Source organism: Pedobacter sp. Hv1 (assembly GCF_001412215.1).
Classification (GTDB): Bacteria; Bacteroidota; Bacteroidia; order Sphingobacteriales; family Sphingobacteriaceae; genus Pedobacter.
Genome location: NZ_LLWP01000009.1, coordinates 357,466 through 377,002, shown reverse-complemented (window position 1 = coordinate 377,002; position 19,537 = coordinate 357,466). Strand labels below are relative to the sequence as shown.

The following is a 19,537-nucleotide window of genomic DNA, read 5'->3' as shown; positions in this document are numbered from 1 at the left end:
TATTTTAAAGACCTAAATAGATCCAAACTGGCATTGCTGCAAAAATTAAAGGGATAAGAATGGAAAACCAAACTCCTAAAGCTTTAATTATTGGTGTATATTTTTTGTGGTTCCAACCTAAGGTTTGGAAGGTCGATGCAAAACCATGTAATAAGTGATAACCTAAAGAAATCATAGACAGTACATATAAAATTACCCATCCAATGTTCGAAAAGGTTTCTTTCATTACAGCATATAAATCTTCATGTCCGTGTGCATCAACTGTAGGAATCCCGGTAAAACGAGAAACAGTCCAGAATTGCGACAAGTGAACGATTAAGAAGATCAATAACAAGGTACCCAATAAGCCCATAGAGCGAGAGTACCATTTACTGTTTGCATTGCCATCGTTATAGGCATATTTAACAGGTCTTGCTGCTTGGTTTTGAAAAGTTAAGCGTGCACCTTGAACAATGTGCAATAATAATCCAGCCATTAAAACAACTTCCATGGCACGAATAATCCAGTTGGTGGCCATAAAATGTGCTCCTTCATTAAAGAGTACACCTGTATTATCGAAAAACACGAAAGCGTTTAAAAAACAGTGTACTACTAAAAAAGAGATCAGAAAAAGGCCTGTGATGCCCATTATTAATTTTTTTCCTATTGATGAGGAAAAAGCATTTGCGATACTACCCATTAGCTTTTTATTTTTTATTCAGTTAGCACAAAAGTATTTAAAATATGATTTAAAATAGGAATGCTTTGTATAAAAACGCAATAAAGAAGCTATTTAGAAACATTCTAAAAAAAAGAGGTTTCAATTTTCTAAAATTCATCTATCTAATCGACAATTCTTCTAAGGCAGTAGGCGCTTAAAATATTGTAAAAGAAAGGGTTTAAAAAAAACAAGATCACAATTGGAGAGCAAACCTGAAAGAATAATTCATACAAAAGAAGATAAAAGGTTATTGAAAATCCTACTCTAAATCTTACACATTAAGGAACCCTTACCTTAACATCACAAGCATAGTAAGTAGGCATTATAAGGCTGCAATATTTCGATAATAGCTAAACTACATTAATTCAAAAGGCCTAATTCCTTCAATTAACGGCTAAGTAGATTAGAATATAACCAAATGGAGTAATGTCTTCAAACAACCATGATAGGTAAATTCTTAAATTTATGGACAAGATAACTCCTACAGAAAGGGAATTTTCAGAAAATATGTTAAAAACAATGCCTACCTATAGATACAAAGTAGGATAGCTTTTTTGGGCATTATCTTTTCTTCCACAAAAAAACAGGCAATGCAATAAATATAGCAAATGTTGAGAATATCAATCCACCAATAGTGCCAATAGCTAACGAGAACCAAAATATTTCGTTTTGTCCTTCCAATAAAAAAGGAATTAACCCACAACTACTTGAAATAATAACTAGCATGATAGTTTTTGAACGATTGGCAACAACTTTTATAAGAAGTTGATTATGTAAAATTGAAGGCCGTCTTTTTTTTGCATTATTAAAATCATTTACAATATAAATTGCAGCATTAGCCACTAAACCGCCCACCATGACAAAAGCAGCATAACCACCTTGATCAAAATAAAAATCGCCCCATACAAAAATTAAGAAAAGACCTATGAAAGAAATAGGTATAATACTAACAACAAATAAAGATTCTTTCAAATTCCCAAATAAGATACTGCAAATAAAAAAAACAGAAACAATTAGTATAAAAATTAACTCATACTCCCTCTGTGTTTGATTAGAATTCCAATTTCCAGCAAGATCTTCTGCGGTATAGCCTATTGGCATTCGTTGTTTCATTTCATCTAAAGTCTGATCTAAATATGTTTTGCCAAACTGTGAAGAACCAATATAATTAAAACTTACAACACGTACATATTGTCGATCTTCTTTATATATAGAATTGGCTGCTGGATGTAATTTTAGACTACCTACCTTTTCTACCTGAATAGTTCTTGAGCTATCTAATGTTACACCATGGTGTAACATGTCATAATAGGAATATGTATCTGCCAGTTTCTCTTTAAGCACTACAGGGTAAAATTGGTTGTCCATCGTTATTTGAGTTACGTAGCCTGTAGGTTTCGATAGATTATCTAATTGATTTAAGATTTCAAATTGACTGGTATTATACAACGCCATTTGTTTAGCATCCAGATTCAATATGTATTCTTCGCTTTGTTTTTCCTCATATCCGACTTGTTCATTTATATCAATTTTTTGTATCCGTTTATGATTAGCTAATCTCTTGGCAAAATCATTTGCCTGTTGTTCCAATTCATCGTAATTGTATCCTTTCATCTTAACTTTAAAACTGGGTATTTCCTCTTGGGCTTCATTACTGAAACCTCTTCCTACACCAAAGATATCCCATGTTACCCCTCCCCAAGATAATGAACGTGCAATGAGCGATGATTTAAGTCGAAGAGGAAGCTCAGAATATTCAAGATCCTCCTTAAAGGTAATTTCTATATCACCCTGTTGCCCAGAATAGATTTTGGTAATAAACTTATCTATTCCCTTTATAGTTCTTAAAAACTGTTCAAGATCTATAATAATATCATTCATCTGTTCCATCGAATTGCCATAAGGAAGTTGTGCATTTACATACAGTTTTGTCTTTTCAGGATCTCTATAGCTAGACTTATCATATATATTATTTAAAAATATGCGAAGGGTACCACCTGTTATCTTTTCAAGATATGGCTTTATATTTTCTTGAAATATTTGCGAACCTATTGATGAATTATAAAAATTACTATACCATTTTTTGTCATCTAATTTTGTAGGCAACATAAACAATGGCAAGCCAAAGCCTATCACTACTATAAAAATGAAAGATTTTCGATATTTTGCAAGCAATGCAGTGAACTTAAAATAGCGTGCTTGACTTCTTAATTTATCTTTTATTTTTTTTACACCATAATTATTTATGTTCGTTGAGACTTTCCCATTTAGCAGAAAATAAATTGCAGGGTTGAACCATAATGCCGAGAGGAGCGAACTAAAAATAGCAAGGATAATAACCATACAGAAATCGCTTAGGTTCTTCCGGTCTTCGGCTGGCAATAAAAACACTAGGCCTAGAGCAACAACTGTAGTAAGTGTAGCACCTAATAGGGCCGTAAATACTTTAGGGTTACGAAACCTATAAAAATAATCTAATGTCACTATAGCATTATCAATCATGAGACCAAATGCAATGGATAATCCGGCAATAGTATAAAGGTGAACATTAACCTTAAACAGCCAGACAAAAACTACGATAATGCAGAAACTAACTACAAGCCCTAAAAATAAATTCAACAGATATTTCCAACTCCTGTATGCAAATAGGATAAATACAAATAAGATCACAATGGATAGACCAGTGCGTTGGTAATTTTTAGCGATCTCTTTAGATAAGAATTCCGTATCATCATAATTCAACCTAAGTTGATAGTCCTTAGGTAATTGCCTCTCTGTATTTTCGACTAACGCCTTTAAGGCATTACCTAGAACTACTCTATTCTCACCCTTCTGCACATAAATACTCAAATTGACAGAATTCTTACCATTAACCCTAAAGTAATTTAGGGGTTCCCGCTCTTCTATATAAACATCGGCTATATCCCCAATATAGTAAGTTTGTTTATCACCACCTTCTATCCTTATCTTTTTTATACTAGATATGTCAGCTGTTGGAGCAACAAGACGAATAAAGTATTCATTGGCATCTTGGGTTCTGATAAGTCCTGGGTAAACATCTTTATAAATAACCGACAAAGCGCTTGTTATCGAGTTTGGGTTAATATGCCAAGATTCGCACTTCTCCCTACTGAAGCGCAATGTTAACTGCAAGCCAACAGCACCTGAGACAACAATTGTTTTTATACCAGGGTAAGTTGCAAGTGCTTTTCTAAAGATACCTTCACATTTTTGCTTGATTTGGAATGGCTGTTGATGAGCATTAATGGTATAAATAAGTAATGGAGACTCTTTTTGCTCTGAATCCATATCCGAGAATATAAGTGGATAAGATGCATTTTCTGGCAATTTGGGTTGTACCTGTCTTAAGATTGAGGTTACCTCGAATTGCTTCATTTGCATATCTGCACTTTTATCAAAAAAAAGCTGTACTGAACCTTGGCCAAAACTAGAAACTGATTTGATGTCTTTTAGTTGGGCCAATTGTGAAAAAGCACCCTCTAAAATAGAGGTGCCTTGTTGCTCAACTGTTTCTGGGCTTGAATTAGGGAGGGAAAAGGAAACATAAAGAGTTTGGGTAGGCTCTTTTGGTAAAAGATCAACCTGCAACTTAGGGATAAGCAATATTCCCAATATAGCAAAAGCAATAAACAATAATACTATGCGAAAGGGAGAAAGTAACTTACTAATAGAAAACATATTGACTAGAATTTCTCATCTTCATCAAATATAATATTTTACACCAACCAGCAAAAATTCAATCCTTTTTATTAACAATAGACATCTATCTATATAATCATCAGCAGTATACAGAAAGACCCAAAGTACTTGCACTTAAAATATGATTGAACAAAATTTGGCTTTTAAAATTTTAATTGCCACGATGCATTTATCCTGAAAAATTTGCAAAAGTCAAAATAATATTTATTTTTGTTATACATCTCCCTATCTGTTTTATTGAAAATGAAAGATTTATTTAAAACCTTTAAAGTCAAAAAACATGATTGGAAAACAAAAAACATTAAAAAAAATCACTATGGCTACTTCTGTATTAGCCATGGGTATTGGATTGGCCGCAGCCGTATCTTGGGATAGTAATGCTCAGAGTTCTTCTGGAACAGGATTTTATTCTGGCTTTTCAATGGGGCAAGTTTGGAGAGAAAGCTCTGGCACTCTTTCAGCTACTATTGGTGGAACTCCCACAGGGGTTACAGGCTCATTAGGTGGCTCAATTACAGGTACACGATATGATTGCTGTCTTCCAAGTAATGCACAAAGTGCTTGTAATTTTTCCAATGAAAATGCCGTTTGTAAATCAGGGATAAATAGACCTTCTCATACAGATCCCGTACACCCTAAACAATAATGCATTAGCTAAATTATTTGAAATAAATAGCTAATTAAACATTGTTAACTAAGGATCCATATTCATGATAATGGAAGATAGTGACCCCCATTATCTCGACGAATACATATTGGATATAGTCCAACCACATCATTAATATAAATTAATATGATTACGAAAATTTCGCAAAACAAAAAACTTAGAAAGATTACCATGACGACTTCGGTTTTGGCTATGGGCATAAGCCTAATTGGTGCTTTTTCAACTGACAGTAGTGCCAGAACCTCTAGTGGGACTGGGGGAGGAGGGCTTGGGCCTGATTGGCAAACAAACAAGAAAATGGCATCCATTCAGAAAATTGCAGGGAGTCATACCGAATACCGTTATGTCTCACTTGGTGGCCCTATGGGTGGTTATTACTACCCTGTCACCATTAATGACTATAAAACAATTTCATGCTGTATACAAGCAACAGATAGTGATGCTTGCAACATGGCCGCCCAAAGTTCAAGTTGTTAAATAATAAAGGTAATCTAATGCATAAATCTCATATCAAAGTATTTCTCTTGATGTTATCAATTATTTTTAGCGCTTGCCATAGAGAGGCGGAAAATGGAAGTAATAAAAATACCATCATCGATTTGGAAAATGATTCTCCAAAAGATTATCTCGTATCCGATTTGTTTAAATCGGCTGAATTTATTCCTTTGGAAACAACGAATGAAAGTAGGTTAACCGAGATTAACGAAGTACTATTTTTTGACGGCATATATGTAATCTTAGATATAAGACAGAAATGTTTGTTTGGGTTTGATAAAAATGGGAGGTTTAGATTTAAAATATTCCCAAAAGGGAAAGGCCCTCTTGAGCTAAATAATATAACAGATTATACAATTAATAAAAAAAATAAGTCGATTGATATTTACGATTTTTCACAAAGAAAAATTGTATCATTTGATATGCTGGGCAATCCATTACATGAAAAGAAGATCGACTTTTTTTTCAGAGAATTTGCTTGTACATCAAAAGGAGATTACATAATCTATGCCCCTGATTTAGTAAATTCCGAGTCGGTAGGGTCTGGGGCATTTGTTATTGATTCGTTAGGTAAATTTGAACGTTCATTTCTAAAGATTGATGCAAAAGGCAAATATATTCAGCCTATTAATTGCTTATCTGGCTATGGTGATTCCATCATTTTGGTTTCAAACTATACGAAAGATATATTTATCATTAATAATGATAAGATCAATAAGAGATTTACTGTCAATTATCCAAATGACTGGATGCAAAGTCTTATGCTATCAAATGGGAGTGGTAGCCTTTTAAATTTTGTATATTTAAAAAAACTAGATGATCCAAAATCATTCTCAGTCTTCTTAAATGCGATTACCGGGAGGGAATATCATTTGAATTTTATTTTAAATGATCTATTTGCTCTACCTATTACCATCCCCCATCTCTTTAAAGATAGCCAAACATTATTGGTCTTTTTGAATGCAGAACAAAAAAACGATTTTCAGAAAATATTAAGTCAAAAGAACCTGCCTCCAGATTTCAATAAAAAATTATTGAATCAACTTAAGCTAACTGTTGATAAAATGGAACCTTCTGACAATTACTTAATGATAAAGCTTGATGTTCGATAGCAAAAGTTATAACATATTTATTTTATTCAAACTTAACATAATATTAGTTTTAATAACTTGTGTTAATTCATGCAATCAAAAAGAGGCAAATAAATCGAATAAAAAAAACACGCCCTCAATAAGCAACCAAAAGTCAATAAAGAGGTTTTCAAGCCTAACTGTATTAGATACTTTAATTAATGGCGTTAAGGATGTTGGCACTATTAAATTTAAGTCAGATACAAGTTTTACTTTTCATCTTAAATGTAATAGCAGGGATTCTTTAATAATTTACAAATTAGAAACCGGATGTGCTTGTACAACTACTGAGACACAAACACCTAAAACAGTTAAACCTGATGAGATTTTAGGAATAAAAGTGCGTTATAACACCAATATTAAGGGATCCTTTATACAGGATATTCTTGTTTTCAATAATTCAAATACAAATCCAATTATTATCACCATCAAAGGAATTGTTAAATGATGTAATATCCCCCAATATGAAGAGGTTTATTAATAAGAATGAGATTCGCTTTTTCAACTATCTCCTTCTCAACGCTAGTTTTAATGATTATGTTGGCTTACTTGATGGAAAATCAGCAGTAGCTTTATATTGTTATTCTACTGATCCTGAAAAAAAAGACGAATGGAAGAATAGTGTCGCCTTCTCATTTTTAGAAGAAATATTATCTCAAATTAATTTATCCACTCCTTTAACTTTTGGGGGTGGTATTGCAGGTGCTGGAATTTTACTAGAACACCTCACACAAGAATACAACTTAGAGGAAAATACCCATGAGCTATTGGAAGAAAGCGAACCTTACCTATTAAGCGCAGTTTATGGTGCAAGATTACAAAATTCGAGCATTGCAAATGGTGTTAGTGGGCTAGGGCTGTATTTTATGCATAGATTCCGGTCAAAAATACCTGCTCAACCATTTCAACAATTACGATTTAAAGAAGCGGCCATTGCCTGTGTAGACCAAATTGCAAAACAATGGCAAGAACATAAAATAAGTCGACAAGATCTGACTATTTTTCATGGAATTTCTGGAATATGTTTATTCCTTAACTGGATAAATAAATTGGGTTGGCATGAGCCTTTTAGTAAAAAATTGCTTAAAGAAATTATGTCGGATATAATAATAACCTTAAACACGACAATCTTTTCATGGCAAAAGACAGAAGCTTATTTTTGTTTACTTCACTGTGAATTATTAAAAAATGATGCCGCATTCAAAGAAGAAATTATAAAGTCGTTTAAAAAATATCTAGAAAAGATAGCTAAACAATTGGAATCTATCGATTTCTATAGTGCATCCTTTATAGCATTATGGTTAGAGTTAATTGCCAAGGAACATAATGTAGGTAAAGCGAAAATATTAAGTTGTAACATAAAAAAACGAGGAAGCCAAATATTGAAAAAAAATGCGCTTTGCAATTTATTCATATACAACCCCGAAAAAAAATGTGTCCCCATAGGCCTATTAGATGGAGTATGTAGTACTGCTTTGCCTCTACTAAGTCTTGAAACAAAAGAATACAGATGGCTATCCATTTTTGGCATTAACATTTCTACACAAATATCGCATTCAGTACATGGAGAACATCTTATAAATGCCTTATGAAACACCTAACCAAATTAGATTTAATGGATGTTTCTTTTCTTATTCCTGTCCGTATCGATAGTTTGAGCAGGTTGGAAAACCTAGAGATTGTTGTCAAATACTTAAATAAGTATTTTAACACTCATGTTTTAGTAATGGAAGTAGACGAACAATCAAAGATTTCGGAAGTAATAAAAGAAAATTCTGATTATACTTTCCGATTATCAAGAACTAGTATTTTTAGACGTACTGAAATTAATAATACTCTTATTCATTCTTGTAAAACTCCTATTGCTGTTTTATACGATTCAGATATTGTTATTTCTCCATTCCAACTATTTCAAGCGGTAAAACAGATCCGATCAAAACAACATGCATTTTCACTCCCTTATGATGGCCGTTTTTTACAAGTCGACTATTATAATAAAAGAATATTTAAGAAATGCATAAGGATCGATTTCTTATCAAGTGGTATTAATCAATATTCTATTGACACTAATCATTCGTTAGGTGGTTGTTTTATGTTCGATGTATTAGAATATAAAAAAACAGGTTTGGAAAATGAGCATATCGAAGGCTGGGGGCATGATGATGCTGAACGTATTAAACGTATACAGAAGCTTGATTATGTGGTATATCGACCTGAAGGACCTCTATACCATCTTTGGCATGAAAGAGGCGACAACTCTTTCTTTTTTGATGAAAAAAGAGAAAGGAAAAGCTATGAAACTTATTTCAGAACATGTTCCATTTCGAGAAAAGAAATAGAGCATGATATAAAGAGTTGGTCATGGATACAATCTGATAAAATTATTAAGTTCGATGACTAATCTTATTTTATTTTCTGCCGATAAAATGCAAGGCTTTTTTGGTTTAGGTTCCCATATGGAAGAGCTTATAAACTATTTTAGAAAAAAGGAAGACATATATATTACAATTGTTTTTACAGCTTCGGATAAATACCCCGAATGTACTTTTGTACAAAAGGATGGTATAGATATGATCTATGTTCCATGTCCAGAAAATAGATTATTGCTTTCAATGGAAGATAGTCTTCCATCAAACACACTTGCATTAAGAGTATTACAGATTGTGTATCCTTTTTTAAAGGATAAAGAGAAACTAGTATGTTGGTTTAATTCACTTGCAGAATTAAATCTATTGAAACGTATTAAAGATTTTCTTGACTGTAAGATTCTCTATGTGCACCATGCCTGGGGTTGGAAGGATTTTATTCGGGTAGAAGATGCAGTTTTCATAGAAGAATGGAAAAAAGGAAATGATGCCTTTTGCGAAAAAGCATTTCAATCAATACACTACCAATTACAGATGGCAGAACATTCAGATTATACAATCACTGTAACTAGGCAGGCTGAAAAATATTTTAATCTGGCATTTGGGATCTCAGCAAGTAAATTAGTTACCATCTACAATGGCATTAAGCCTCCAAGACTTTCACTAATTAACAAAGGGAAAATTAGACATGAATTAGGAATAGCAGACAACGAAGAGATAATCCTCTTTTCGGGCAGAGTAGTTGAAAATAAAGGGGTCCTATTTCTGGTAGATGCATTTAAGCAACTCCTTAAGAAAAAACCTAATTGTAGACTGGTCTTAATAGGTACAGGTTCATTAAACGAAGTTCTAAAGGCTGCTTTGCCTACATGGGGCAAACTAACTTTAACAGGCATTATCACACGAGAATGGGTACAAAAATGGTATGCCATTGCCAACGTAGGTATCCTCCCTTCTTTAATGGAGCAATGCAGTTATACCGCTATTGAAATGAGATTTTGGAAAATACCATTGATCATCAGCGCTGTAGATGGCTTGGATGAGGTTTTTCAAGATAATGTGGATTGTCTAAAAATTCCAGTGACCTACGATCAAAATAAAGAGAGAGTGCTATCTCCTATTCAGATTGAAAATTGTCTATATAGATTACTAACAGACAAGATCATCTGTGAAAAAATAGTGAAAAATGGTTACAAAAAAGCCTTCAAGCAATTTACAGCCAATGAAATGGGACAGAGCTATTATAAAGTAATCACACAGCTTTATTCATCGACATAGACAAAATAAATATGCTAGAATCAAATAGAATAATACAGGGTTTATGGATAGGAGAATCGTTAAGCATTTTGCAGCAACTATGCATCAAATCGTTTTTATATCATGGTCATGCATTTCATCTGTACGTTTATAATTCAGTTAAGAGTATCCCAGCCGGTACGATTGTAAAAGATGCGAATGAGGTAATTAACTCTAAACATATCATGAAAGACAAATTTGGCAGTTATGCTACGTTTTCAGATTGGTTTAGAATAGGGTTATTATTTAAACATGGTGGATGGTGGGTAGATATGGATACCATTTGTTTACAGGCATTTGATTTTGAAGAAGAGTATGTTTTCTCATCAGAATTGGCTGGAACAGCAGAGAAAATTGCAAATGCCCCCATAAAATGTCCAAAAAACTCAGCATTTATGAAAGAATGCTTGGGGGTAATTAAACAAAAGGATTTATCAAAAATAGAGTGGGGAGAAGTTGGGGCTAGGCTTTTGCAACAACATATCGAAAAATATAATTTTTGGCACTTCATTGCAGACCCGAATATGTTCAACCCAATTCCATATGATCATTTCTCTTTACTTTTTACAAATGTGAATATTGATTTTAGCGAAGAGACACATGCGGTTCATTTTTGGAATGAAATGTTGCGACGCAACAGTATAGATACGAATTTGAACTTTCATCAAAAAAGCTTCTTTGAGAGAGTTAAATTAAAATATTTAAAACCATAAATGCTTATTTAATCATTAATCTAAAATGTATAATAGCTGCTTAAAGATACCTCAGGGATTATTTTATATGTTTCTTCTAGTCTGTTCTTATTCATGTAGGAATAAGTCCATTCAATCTGAGCATGAATCTAGTATCCCTCCTTTACAAGAAAGCGTTACTGTAGTACATACTGCTTTTTCCGAAGTCAAGAATTTCGAGTATTTCATTCGGATGAACGGCAAAGTCCATTCTGCCCAAGAACAAGTTATTTTGACTGCAACTGGTGGTATTTTGACATCTATAATGATAAAAACGGGTGACATTATCCGTACTGGTTATGTCGCAGCCCAGTTTGAGACTTCAACACTCCAATACAGGTTAGAAAGGGCCAAGCTTGCAAAATTTAATGGCGAAAAGGAATACCTAAGCCAGTTATTGGGTTATGAAAGTCTGCTGAAGGATAGATCAAAGGAGCAATCAGAAGACATTAAACAGAAATTAAAAATAAGCACAGGTCTCTCAAGTGCAGAACAGGATATAAAAGAAGCTAATTATGAAATATCTAAATCAACCATCTACGCTCCGTTTACTGGTATAATAACCGACCTAAAAGTACAACGCGGCCAACAAGTTAGACCGGGGGAAGAACTTTTTCGAATGTATGATCCGAATAACCTATTGCTCCAAGTAAAGGTATTGGAAACAGATGTTTACCTCCTTAAAAAAGGGACCATTGCTGAAGTAATGCCTATTGGTAACAAAAGCAAAAAATACAGTGCTTTTGTCTCAGAAATAAATCCATATGTAGATGTTAACGGGATGGTTGAAATAAAGCTAAAATTGACCTCTAGAAATCTCCAAACGGAAACTTTTTTCCCAGGCATGAACTGTACTGCCATAATTAAAATTCCTATGGGAATTACCTTAATTGTACCCAAAGAAGCAGTAGTGATGCGCAATGGTAAAGCAGTAATATTTACTTTAGAAAAGGGCTTAGCCAAATGGAATTACGTTACTACCGGAAAGGAAAATGATAAAGATATTGAGATAAAAGAAGGTCTTAAACCTAAACAGAAAGTAATAATTACCAATAACCTGCAATTGGCACATGATGCGCCCGTAAAAGAAAATGTCGATAGTGACTCTTTAACAGAAAGTGTAAATTAGTATGGTTCGTTTTCTCATCAGACGTCCGATTGCTGTTTTAATGATCTTTATTGCATTAATCAGCATCGGATTGATACTAGTAAAGAGGATACCTCTTTCTTTATTGCCCAATGTTGACGTTCCTCAGATTGTTGTTCGTATCAATTATCCTAACACGGCCGCGGTTACACTCGAAGAGAATATTCTTCGATCTATAAGAGAAGGTCTATCTAATATTAAAGGGTTGAAAACGGTAGAAAGTCGGGCAGCAAACCATATAGGCTTAGTATATCTAACTTTTGAATACGGCACCAATATGGGACTAGTTTACATAGAAATTAATGAGAAAATAGATCGCCTAACTAATGTTTTACCTAGAAATTTGACTCGTCCGCAGGTTATGCGAATTAACACCTCAGATATCCCAATAATACGGATGCAAGTATTACCTAAGGCAAATGCCAACTATCAGCAGGTATCTGATCTAACAGAAAAGGTTTTAAAGAAAAGGCTCGAACAGTTGGATGGTGTTTCTCTAGTAGACATTAATGGCAAGCAACAAAGTATCATTAATATACAACCAGATAAACGGGCGCTTTTAGCCCTAGGACTAAATGAATCTATTATTCCCGAATCCATCCGTAATGCCAATCAGGAATTAGGGGGGTTAAGCCTTCGAGAGGGGCAGTATCGTTATTTTGTAAAGTTAGCCAATGCATTAGATGGTATTGAAATGATAAAGCAACTGCCCATAAGAACCAAAGGAGGTAGTATTCTTACCCTATCATCAGTTGCCAACATCACGCAAGACCCAGAGACACTAACGGGCTATCATCTGTTTAATGGCACTAAAGGTTTGGCAGTTACTGTTCAGAAACAGCCCGATAGTCGCATGACCGAGTTGGTAGCCTTAATTGAACTGTCCGTTGCACAATTTAAAAAAGATTACCCACAGGTTGATTTTGTGCTGTCACAGGATCAGTCTTTTTTACTAGAGGCAGGTATTGACAATTTATGGCAAGATCTTATTTATGGTGGCATTTTAACTATTGGCTTACTATTTCTATTGTTAGGCAATAAGGCTTCTCCAACATTAATGAGCATCAGTATTCCGGTTTCATTGGTTATTACTTTTATTTTCTTTAAACTATTTAATATCTCCTTTAATATTATTTCTCTCTCTGGTCTAGCCTTAGGCATTGGGATGCTTATTGATAACTCCATTGTAGTCATTGACAATATTACTCGCAAGCGGCGCAGTGGAATGAGCATGGAAGAAAGTGCAGTTCAAGGCACTAACGAGGTAATAGTGCCTGTTATTAGTCAAGTACTCACCACAGTAGCGGTATATGTTCCTCTAGTATTGTTAAGCGGTATTGCGGGTGCATTGGTATTGGATCAGAGTATTGCCCTTTCTATTTCATTAGGGGTATCCTTACTCATCGCTTTTGTATTAGCCCCCTTACTATATCAACTTTTTTTAAAAACACCTCCCGACAAGCTAAAAGAAGACACTCCTTTTTATACTTGGATATCAAAAAAGTATCATCTAATGATCAGCCATATTTTAAAATATAAGTTATGTTATTTCCTTATTACCATAAGCATTATGCCCTTAGGCATCTGGATAGCAAGCTTTCTACCTATAAGTAGTTTACCACAAATAGAAAAGAAAGAAAGCTTAGTATTAATTGATTGGAACCAACCCATTGACGCAAATGAGAACCTAAGAAGGCTAAAGACACTACTAACTATTATACAACCCTTTTGCGAAGTGACCGAGGCTGAAGTGGGTATTAAACAGTTCTTACTACAACAAGAGAACAATGGTATACAAAAGGCTGAACTATATTTCGGTTGCAAAAATCAACAAGAGAAAGAAAAAATTGATGTAAAAGTAAAGCAATGGTTATCCAAAAATTATCGGGGGGCAAATATTAAAATTATTGATGCACCCAATGCGTTCACACAGTTATTCACTACATCAACTCCATATCTTGAAGTGCGCATCAAGCCCTTAAACCCGATGAGTCCGGATCAGGATTGGAAGAATCTCAGAAATATCACAAAAGAATTACCTACAAATAGCTTTTCAATGGGAGAAGGTTTTTTGACTGAAACTAATATAGAAATTACTCTTAATGAAGTCCAGATGGCATTGTATGGGGTTGGAAGACAAAATATTTCGGTATTGCTGGAAGAACTGTTTGGCTCCTATACAGTTTCTGAAATTAAACGCTTTGGAGATATAAAAACCATAAGATTAAAAAGTGAAAAAGAAGATTTACAAGGGAAATTAAATAGTGCCATCCGTGGAGGGAATGGAGAGTACTACCCACTTTCCACCTTTGTGTCAATCTCGTATGCAGAACAGCCAAAGTTTATTACAGCTGATAAAACAGGTCAATACCGTTCCCTCCTTTTTGAACAGGAGCCTTCAGATGGGCTAAAATCCTTCCAAACTAAAATAATTAAGTTAGGTGTAAAAAATGGCTACAATGTTAGTTTCCATGGCCGCTATTTTGAGAACAGGGAGCAGCTCAACACAATGTGGTGGATTTTTTTGACTGTTTTGTTTCTGATCTATCTCATTCTAGCTATTCAATACGAAAGTTTAATACAGCCATTTGTTGTGATGTTAACCATTCCTTTAGGGATCACAGGTGGCATGTTTTGTCTTTGGATATTCGGCGGAACCCTAGACATAATGGCGGCTGTAGGCTTTGTAGTCATCTTGGGACTTGTAGTGGATGACCCGATCTTGAAAATAGAAACACTAAACCGATTAGAAAAAAAGTACTTATCAGAAGGCCTTAATCATGATGAAATGTTACTACATCGAATGATTCATGAAGCGGGTACTATCTGCCTAAAGCCTTTATTAATGGTGTCTTTAACAACCAGCACAGCCATGGTACCTGTTTTGTTCATTGATGGTATTGGTAATGATCTACAAAAACCATTGGCAGTAGTTATCATTGGTGGATTAACGGTTGGCACTTTTTTCACAACATGGTTTGTACCTCTCTCCTATTGGTATATAAGCAAGTGGAACCACAGAAAAAAACACAGAATAGATGAATTAGCTGCTCCATTTGACAAAGAAAATTGATAGCTAAGTAATAAGTATGAAGAAATATAGTATTGTCATTTTTATTTTTTTTAGTTATACCAGCATCATAGATGCTCAGGAAAAGACTAATTTTACCTTACAGCATGTTATTGAACAAGCTCAGGATAAATCACTTAAAGCTAAACTAGCTCAAACGCAAAAGGAATTGAGTTATTATCAATTTGTTACTTACAAAAGTGATCTTAATCCGCAAATTTCCTTATATGGGAATCTTCCAGTATATAACAAAGAATATTTTAGTGTTAGACAGCCAGATGGATCTATTAAATTCCAGTCAATTAGCCAGAGCAATAGTAATCTAGGATTTAGTTTAAGCCAACAACTTCCCTTTTCTGGCGGGGAATTGTCTTTAAATACTGATCTTACACGTTTTGATGATTTCAAAGGTAGAATAAAGCAATATAGCTCGACGCCTATATTCTTAAAACTGACTCAACCATTATTTGGGACAAATGAGTTAAAATGGAAAAAAAAGATTGAGCCATTAAAACTTGAAGAATCAAAAAAGCAATATATACAGGATATTGAAAATATTGCGCAACAAGCTATTGGCTTCTACTTTGATGTAATTGATGCTCAAAACAATATGCAGATAGCCCAAAGTGGGCTTTTGGTTTCACAAACTAATTATAATATTGAAACAAAGCGTATCAATTTAGGTACTACAACAGAAGATAAATTATTACAATTGGAATTACAAACCCTACGTAGTAAACAAGATCTTGAAAAAGCTAGATATAATTATCGTAAGGCACAACTTAATCTTAAAACATTTATTGGCATAAAAAATAACGAGGAATTAGATCTCTTAGTTCCTCAAATCATACCAATATTTACTATTGATATGGAGGAAGCATTAAAATATGCCAAAGAAAACCGACCTGAATTTATAGCTTTTGAAAGAAAAAAGCAAGAAGCTTTTCGAGATGTAGCTATTGCCAAATCCGCTAAACAACAGGCTAATCTTACGGCAAGCTATGGCTTAAATAATAGTGGTAATAATCTTAGTACTGCATATAAAAATCCTAATGATCAACAAAGATTTAGTTTTGGATTTAATATCCCATTTTTGGATTGGGGTAGAAGGAAAGCAAGATATAATACGGCTAAGTCACTCGAAAAACTGATTCTCACAACGAATGAGTTTGATGAAATTACTATTTTTCAGGAAATTACTGCATTAATAACTGATATGAAGTTATTAAGCTCCAATATCCTTCTCGCACAAAAAACAGATTCGGTTGCGCATCGTCGATTTAATATCGCAAATAACCTATATCAGTCAGGTAAACTCTCCATTACCGATATTAGCTTAGCGCAGGGTGAAAAAGACAATGCCCGCCGCGAATATATTGGGGCGCTGCGGGCCTATTGGGATGGCTACTATCTATTAAGAAGAGTTACCTTATATGATTTTGAGAAGAAAAAGTCATTGGTTTTGCCAAAATGATTTTACTCATTCTTGTTATAAGAAAATATGCAAAGAATTAATACTGTTCTGAATTTCATCGCTCAGCTCATAGTAACTGAGATGGCTTCAATATAATGAAAATCATCATCTATGATATAACCAATTTACGGTAGATAGGTAATAACTTTTAAAGCTAATTTTTGCGCACAAAAAAGGGGAACAGCACAATGCCATTCCCCCAAGTTATAACAGGTATTATTAATTAATCTTTATTGAAACGAGATGGTATAAATTCCACGATCGCTAATTCCAGTGATGGTTGTTTTTCCATCTCTAGAGGTTGGCAAGGCTTTTTCTACCTCATCAACACTGTTTACTGCTTTACCATTGATCTTGGTAATTACTACTCCTTTGGCAATATCATAATAATCAAACAATTTGCCAGGCTCAACTTTTGTAACCACCACGCCATTTGTTATGCCATATTTTGATTTGATGGCTGCAGAGGCAGGAGCAAATTCTGCACCTAGTGCACTAGCATTTACACCAGTAGCTTTATTTGCATTAGCAGTTGAATTAGATGCTAAAGTTGCATTGCTTTCTGGCTTTAAAGTTACGCTCACATTTTTGGTAGATCCATCGCTTTTTAAAACAGTTAAAGCTACTTTATCACCAGGGCGCATACGACCAATTTTTTCTTGTAGGTCTGGCGAGTCATAAATTTCTACACCTTCTACTTTTTTAATGATATCGCCTTCTTTAATTCCTGCGGCAGCAGCACCTCCGTTAGGCACTACGCCACTTACATATAGACCGTTGATCTCTTTAACTTTAAGTTCTTCTGCTTTATCTGCATCTAATGCTGCAAAAGTTACCCCAATATATCCACGTTTTACCACGCCATATTGTTTAAAATCTTCTAAGATTTTTTTAGCCAAGTTTACAGGAATTGCAAAACCATAACCTTCATTTCTACCAGTTTCTGAAGCAATGGCTGCATTAATACCCACTAGTTCGCCATTGGCATTTACCAAAGCGCCTCCACTATTTCCTGGGTTAATGGCTGCATCTGTTTGGATATAAGATTCGATGGCACTATTTGCAGGGCGTTCTGGTCTTTTACCTGTACGTTGCATTTCTGCCCACTCTTCTTGGGTCATAGATTGGTTTTCTCTATTCAAAATACCAATATTTCTTGCTTTGGCACTTACAATACCCGCAGTAACGGTAGTTTGCAAATCTAAAGGGAAACCCACTGCCAACACCCATTCTCCAACTTGTACATTATCTGAGTTACCCATTTTTACAAATGGCAAACCAGTAACATCAACTTTAATTAAGGCCAAATCTGTATTGGCATCTTTACCAATTACTTTTGCGGTAACCTTACGTCTGTTAGACAAGATCACCTCAATTTTATCTGCATTATCTACTACGTGATTGTTGGTTACGATATAACCATCGGCAGTTAAGATTACTCCAGACCCCGAAGCTGCACTTGGCACACGTGACCTTCTACTGCCACCTCCGCCAAAAAATTGTTCAATCATGTCTGGCATACCACTACCGTTATCGTTAGAGGCTTTTGCATTATAGGTGGTCTTGATATGGACTACCGCTGGCGAAACCGCAGCCGCAGCTTGTACAAAATCTACTGCTCCAGCAGATGAAACTTTAATTGGGTTACTGGCAAACATCATGTTTTGCTTTTCTGTTAATGAAAAGCCATCATTTTTGCGCTCTAATAGTTTATAAGCGCCAATTGCAACTGCTCCTCCTAAAAAGGCAGCAAACACTATTAATCCTATTTTTTTCATTGTTTATATTATTTATTTATCTTTTTACGAATGACTTACTCAAATTTAATACCATATAAACGATATTTGTACTTGTAACACATCTCATTTTGTGTTAAAAAATGTTAAATCAAATTTAGCTTTAGATTTCTCATTTTCAATAAACAAATATTTTATTCTTAAATGAAGAAATAATGAATATCAAATTCTCAAAATATCAAGGTGCCGGCAATGATTTCATCTTAATAGATCACACTGATGGTCAATTAAAAAACATTGATAATGAGCTTGTAGCTAAGCTTTGCGACCGTCGTTTCGGAATTGGAGCTGATGGTTTAATGTTTTTGACCAAGCATACAACCTACGATTTTGAAATGGTTTATTATAATGCTGATGGCAACATAGGTAGCATGTGCGGTAATGGGGGGCGTTGTATCGTTGCTTTTGCCAAACATTTGGGAATAATTGACAGTGAAACCAATTTTTTGGCAGTTGATGGCCCACATTATGCCAAAATTACAGCCGAAGGCAATTGGGTAGAGCTTCAAATGATTGATGTAGACACCATTACCAAAGACGGAAATGCTTTTGTTTTAAATACGGGTTCTCCTCATTATGTAGAAAAAGTTCAGAATTTAGCAGAGCTGGATGTATTTACTACTGGGAAAGCCATCCGTAACAATGCAACTTACCAACAAAACGGAATCAATGTAAACTTTGTAGAAGATAAAGGCGACCATTTTTTTGTACGCACTTTTGAACGTGGCGTAGAAGATGAAACCTATGCTTGTGGTACGGGCGTAACAGCGGTGGCAATGGCAATGGCACAACAAAAGGAGGCCGGACATATCCAAACCCCAATTGAGGTTTTGGGTGGCAAACTACAGATCAACTTTGATTACGATGGCTCAAAATTTACCAATGTGTTTTTATGTGGCCCCGCAGAAAGAGTTTTTGATGGAACGCTAGAAGTTTAGCAGTTAG

General features: G+C 34.6%; 15 protein-coding genes. 12 read left to right on the top strand and 3 right to left on the bottom strand.

Features of this window, described 5'->3' with window-relative positions; translation table 11 throughout:
- Positions 1-4 precede the first annotated feature (4 nt).
- Both AQF98_RS17820 and AQF98_RS17815 read right to left on the bottom strand, forming a co-directional pair.
- On the bottom strand, positions 5-679 hold the full coding sequence (locus tag AQF98_RS17820) for a succinate dehydrogenase cytochrome b subunit (RefSeq protein WP_055133320.1): 675 nt from the start codon (positions 677-679) through the stop codon (positions 5-7).
- Positions 680-1,261: 582 nt separating this feature from the next.
- Positions 1,262-4,399, bottom strand: a complete 3,138-nt coding sequence (locus AQF98_RS17815) for an efflux RND transporter permease subunit (RefSeq protein ID WP_055133319.1) — start codon at positions 4,397-4,399, stop codon at positions 1,262-1,264.
- A 301-nt stretch (positions 4,400-4,700) separates the two neighbouring features.
- Between AQF98_RS17815 and AQF98_RS17810 the strand changes: the two genes are divergently transcribed.
- From AQF98_RS17810 to AQF98_RS17760, 11 genes are all read left to right on the top strand, one after another.
- Entirely contained in the window at positions 4,701-5,066 is a 366-nt protein-coding gene (locus tag AQF98_RS17810; protein WP_055133318.1) for a hypothetical protein, read from the top strand.
- Positions 5,067-5,258: 192 nt separating this feature from the next.
- The gene (locus AQF98_RS17805; RefSeq protein WP_152969754.1) at positions 5,259-5,564 is read left to right on the top strand and encodes a hypothetical protein; all 306 of its coding nucleotides are present in this window, start codon (positions 5,259-5,261) and stop codon (positions 5,562-5,564) included.
- A gap of 17 nt (positions 5,565-5,581) precedes the next feature.
- Complete coding sequence (locus AQF98_RS17800) at positions 5,582-6,694, top strand: 6-bladed beta-propeller (RefSeq protein WP_152969753.1); 1,113 nt, start codon at positions 5,582-5,584, stop codon at positions 6,692-6,694.
- Entirely contained in the window at positions 6,684-7,160 is a 477-nt protein-coding gene (locus AQF98_RS17795) for a DUF1573 domain-containing protein (protein ID WP_055133315.1), read from the top strand. The genes AQF98_RS17800 and AQF98_RS17795 overlap by 11 nt, the downstream gene beginning before the upstream one ends.
- Before the next feature lie 16 nt (positions 7,161-7,176).
- Positions 7,177-8,304, top strand: a complete 1,128-nt coding sequence (locus AQF98_RS17790) for a lanthionine synthetase LanC family protein (RefSeq protein WP_055133314.1) — start codon at positions 7,177-7,179, stop codon at positions 8,302-8,304.
- Positions 8,301-9,113 (top strand): galactosyltransferase-related protein, encoded by an 813-nt coding sequence (locus AQF98_RS17785; RefSeq protein WP_055133313.1) that lies wholly within the window; start codon positions 8,301-8,303, stop codon positions 9,111-9,113. Before AQF98_RS17790 ends, AQF98_RS17785 begins: the two co-directional genes overlap by 4 nt.
- Positions 9,106-10,356, top strand: coding sequence for a glycosyltransferase (locus AQF98_RS17780; protein WP_055133312.1), 1,251 nt, complete (start codon positions 9,106-9,108; stop codon positions 10,354-10,356). The genes AQF98_RS17785 and AQF98_RS17780 overlap by 8 nt, the downstream gene beginning before the upstream one ends.
- 203 nt (positions 10,357-10,559) lie before the next feature.
- Positions 10,560-11,087 (top strand): glycosyltransferase, encoded by a 528-nt coding sequence (locus AQF98_RS17775; RefSeq protein ID WP_161805887.1) that lies wholly within the window; start codon positions 10,560-10,562, stop codon positions 11,085-11,087.
- Between the two features lie 25 nt (positions 11,088-11,112).
- Positions 11,113-12,234: an efflux RND transporter periplasmic adaptor subunit gene (locus AQF98_RS17770; RefSeq protein WP_082435147.1), complete on the top strand. Its 1,122-nt coding sequence runs from the start codon at positions 11,113-11,115 to the stop codon at positions 12,232-12,234.
- A 1-nt stretch (position 12,235) separates the two neighbouring features.
- Complete coding sequence (locus AQF98_RS17765; protein ID WP_055133309.1) at positions 12,236-15,325, top strand: efflux RND transporter permease subunit; 3,090 nt, start codon at positions 12,236-12,238, stop codon at positions 15,323-15,325.
- 16 nt (positions 15,326-15,341) lie between these two features.
- A complete protein-coding gene (locus tag AQF98_RS17760) occupies positions 15,342-16,796 on the top strand; it encodes a TolC family protein (RefSeq protein WP_055133308.1) in 1,455 nt (484 codons plus the stop codon).
- Between the two features lie 230 nt (positions 16,797-17,026).
- Here AQF98_RS17760 and AQF98_RS17755 read toward each other — a convergent pair whose 3' ends face one another.
- The gene (locus AQF98_RS17755; protein ID WP_055133307.1) at positions 17,027-18,574 is read right to left on the bottom strand and encodes a trypsin-like peptidase domain-containing protein; all 1,548 of its coding nucleotides are present in this window, start codon (positions 18,572-18,574) and stop codon (positions 17,027-17,029) included.
- Between the two features lie 173 nt (positions 18,575-18,747).
- Between AQF98_RS17755 and dapF the strand changes: the two genes are divergently transcribed.
- Entirely contained in the window at positions 18,748-19,530 is a 783-nt protein-coding gene (gene dapF / locus AQF98_RS17750) for a diaminopimelate epimerase (protein WP_055133306.1), read from the top strand.
- Positions 19,531-19,537 lie beyond the last annotated feature (7 nt).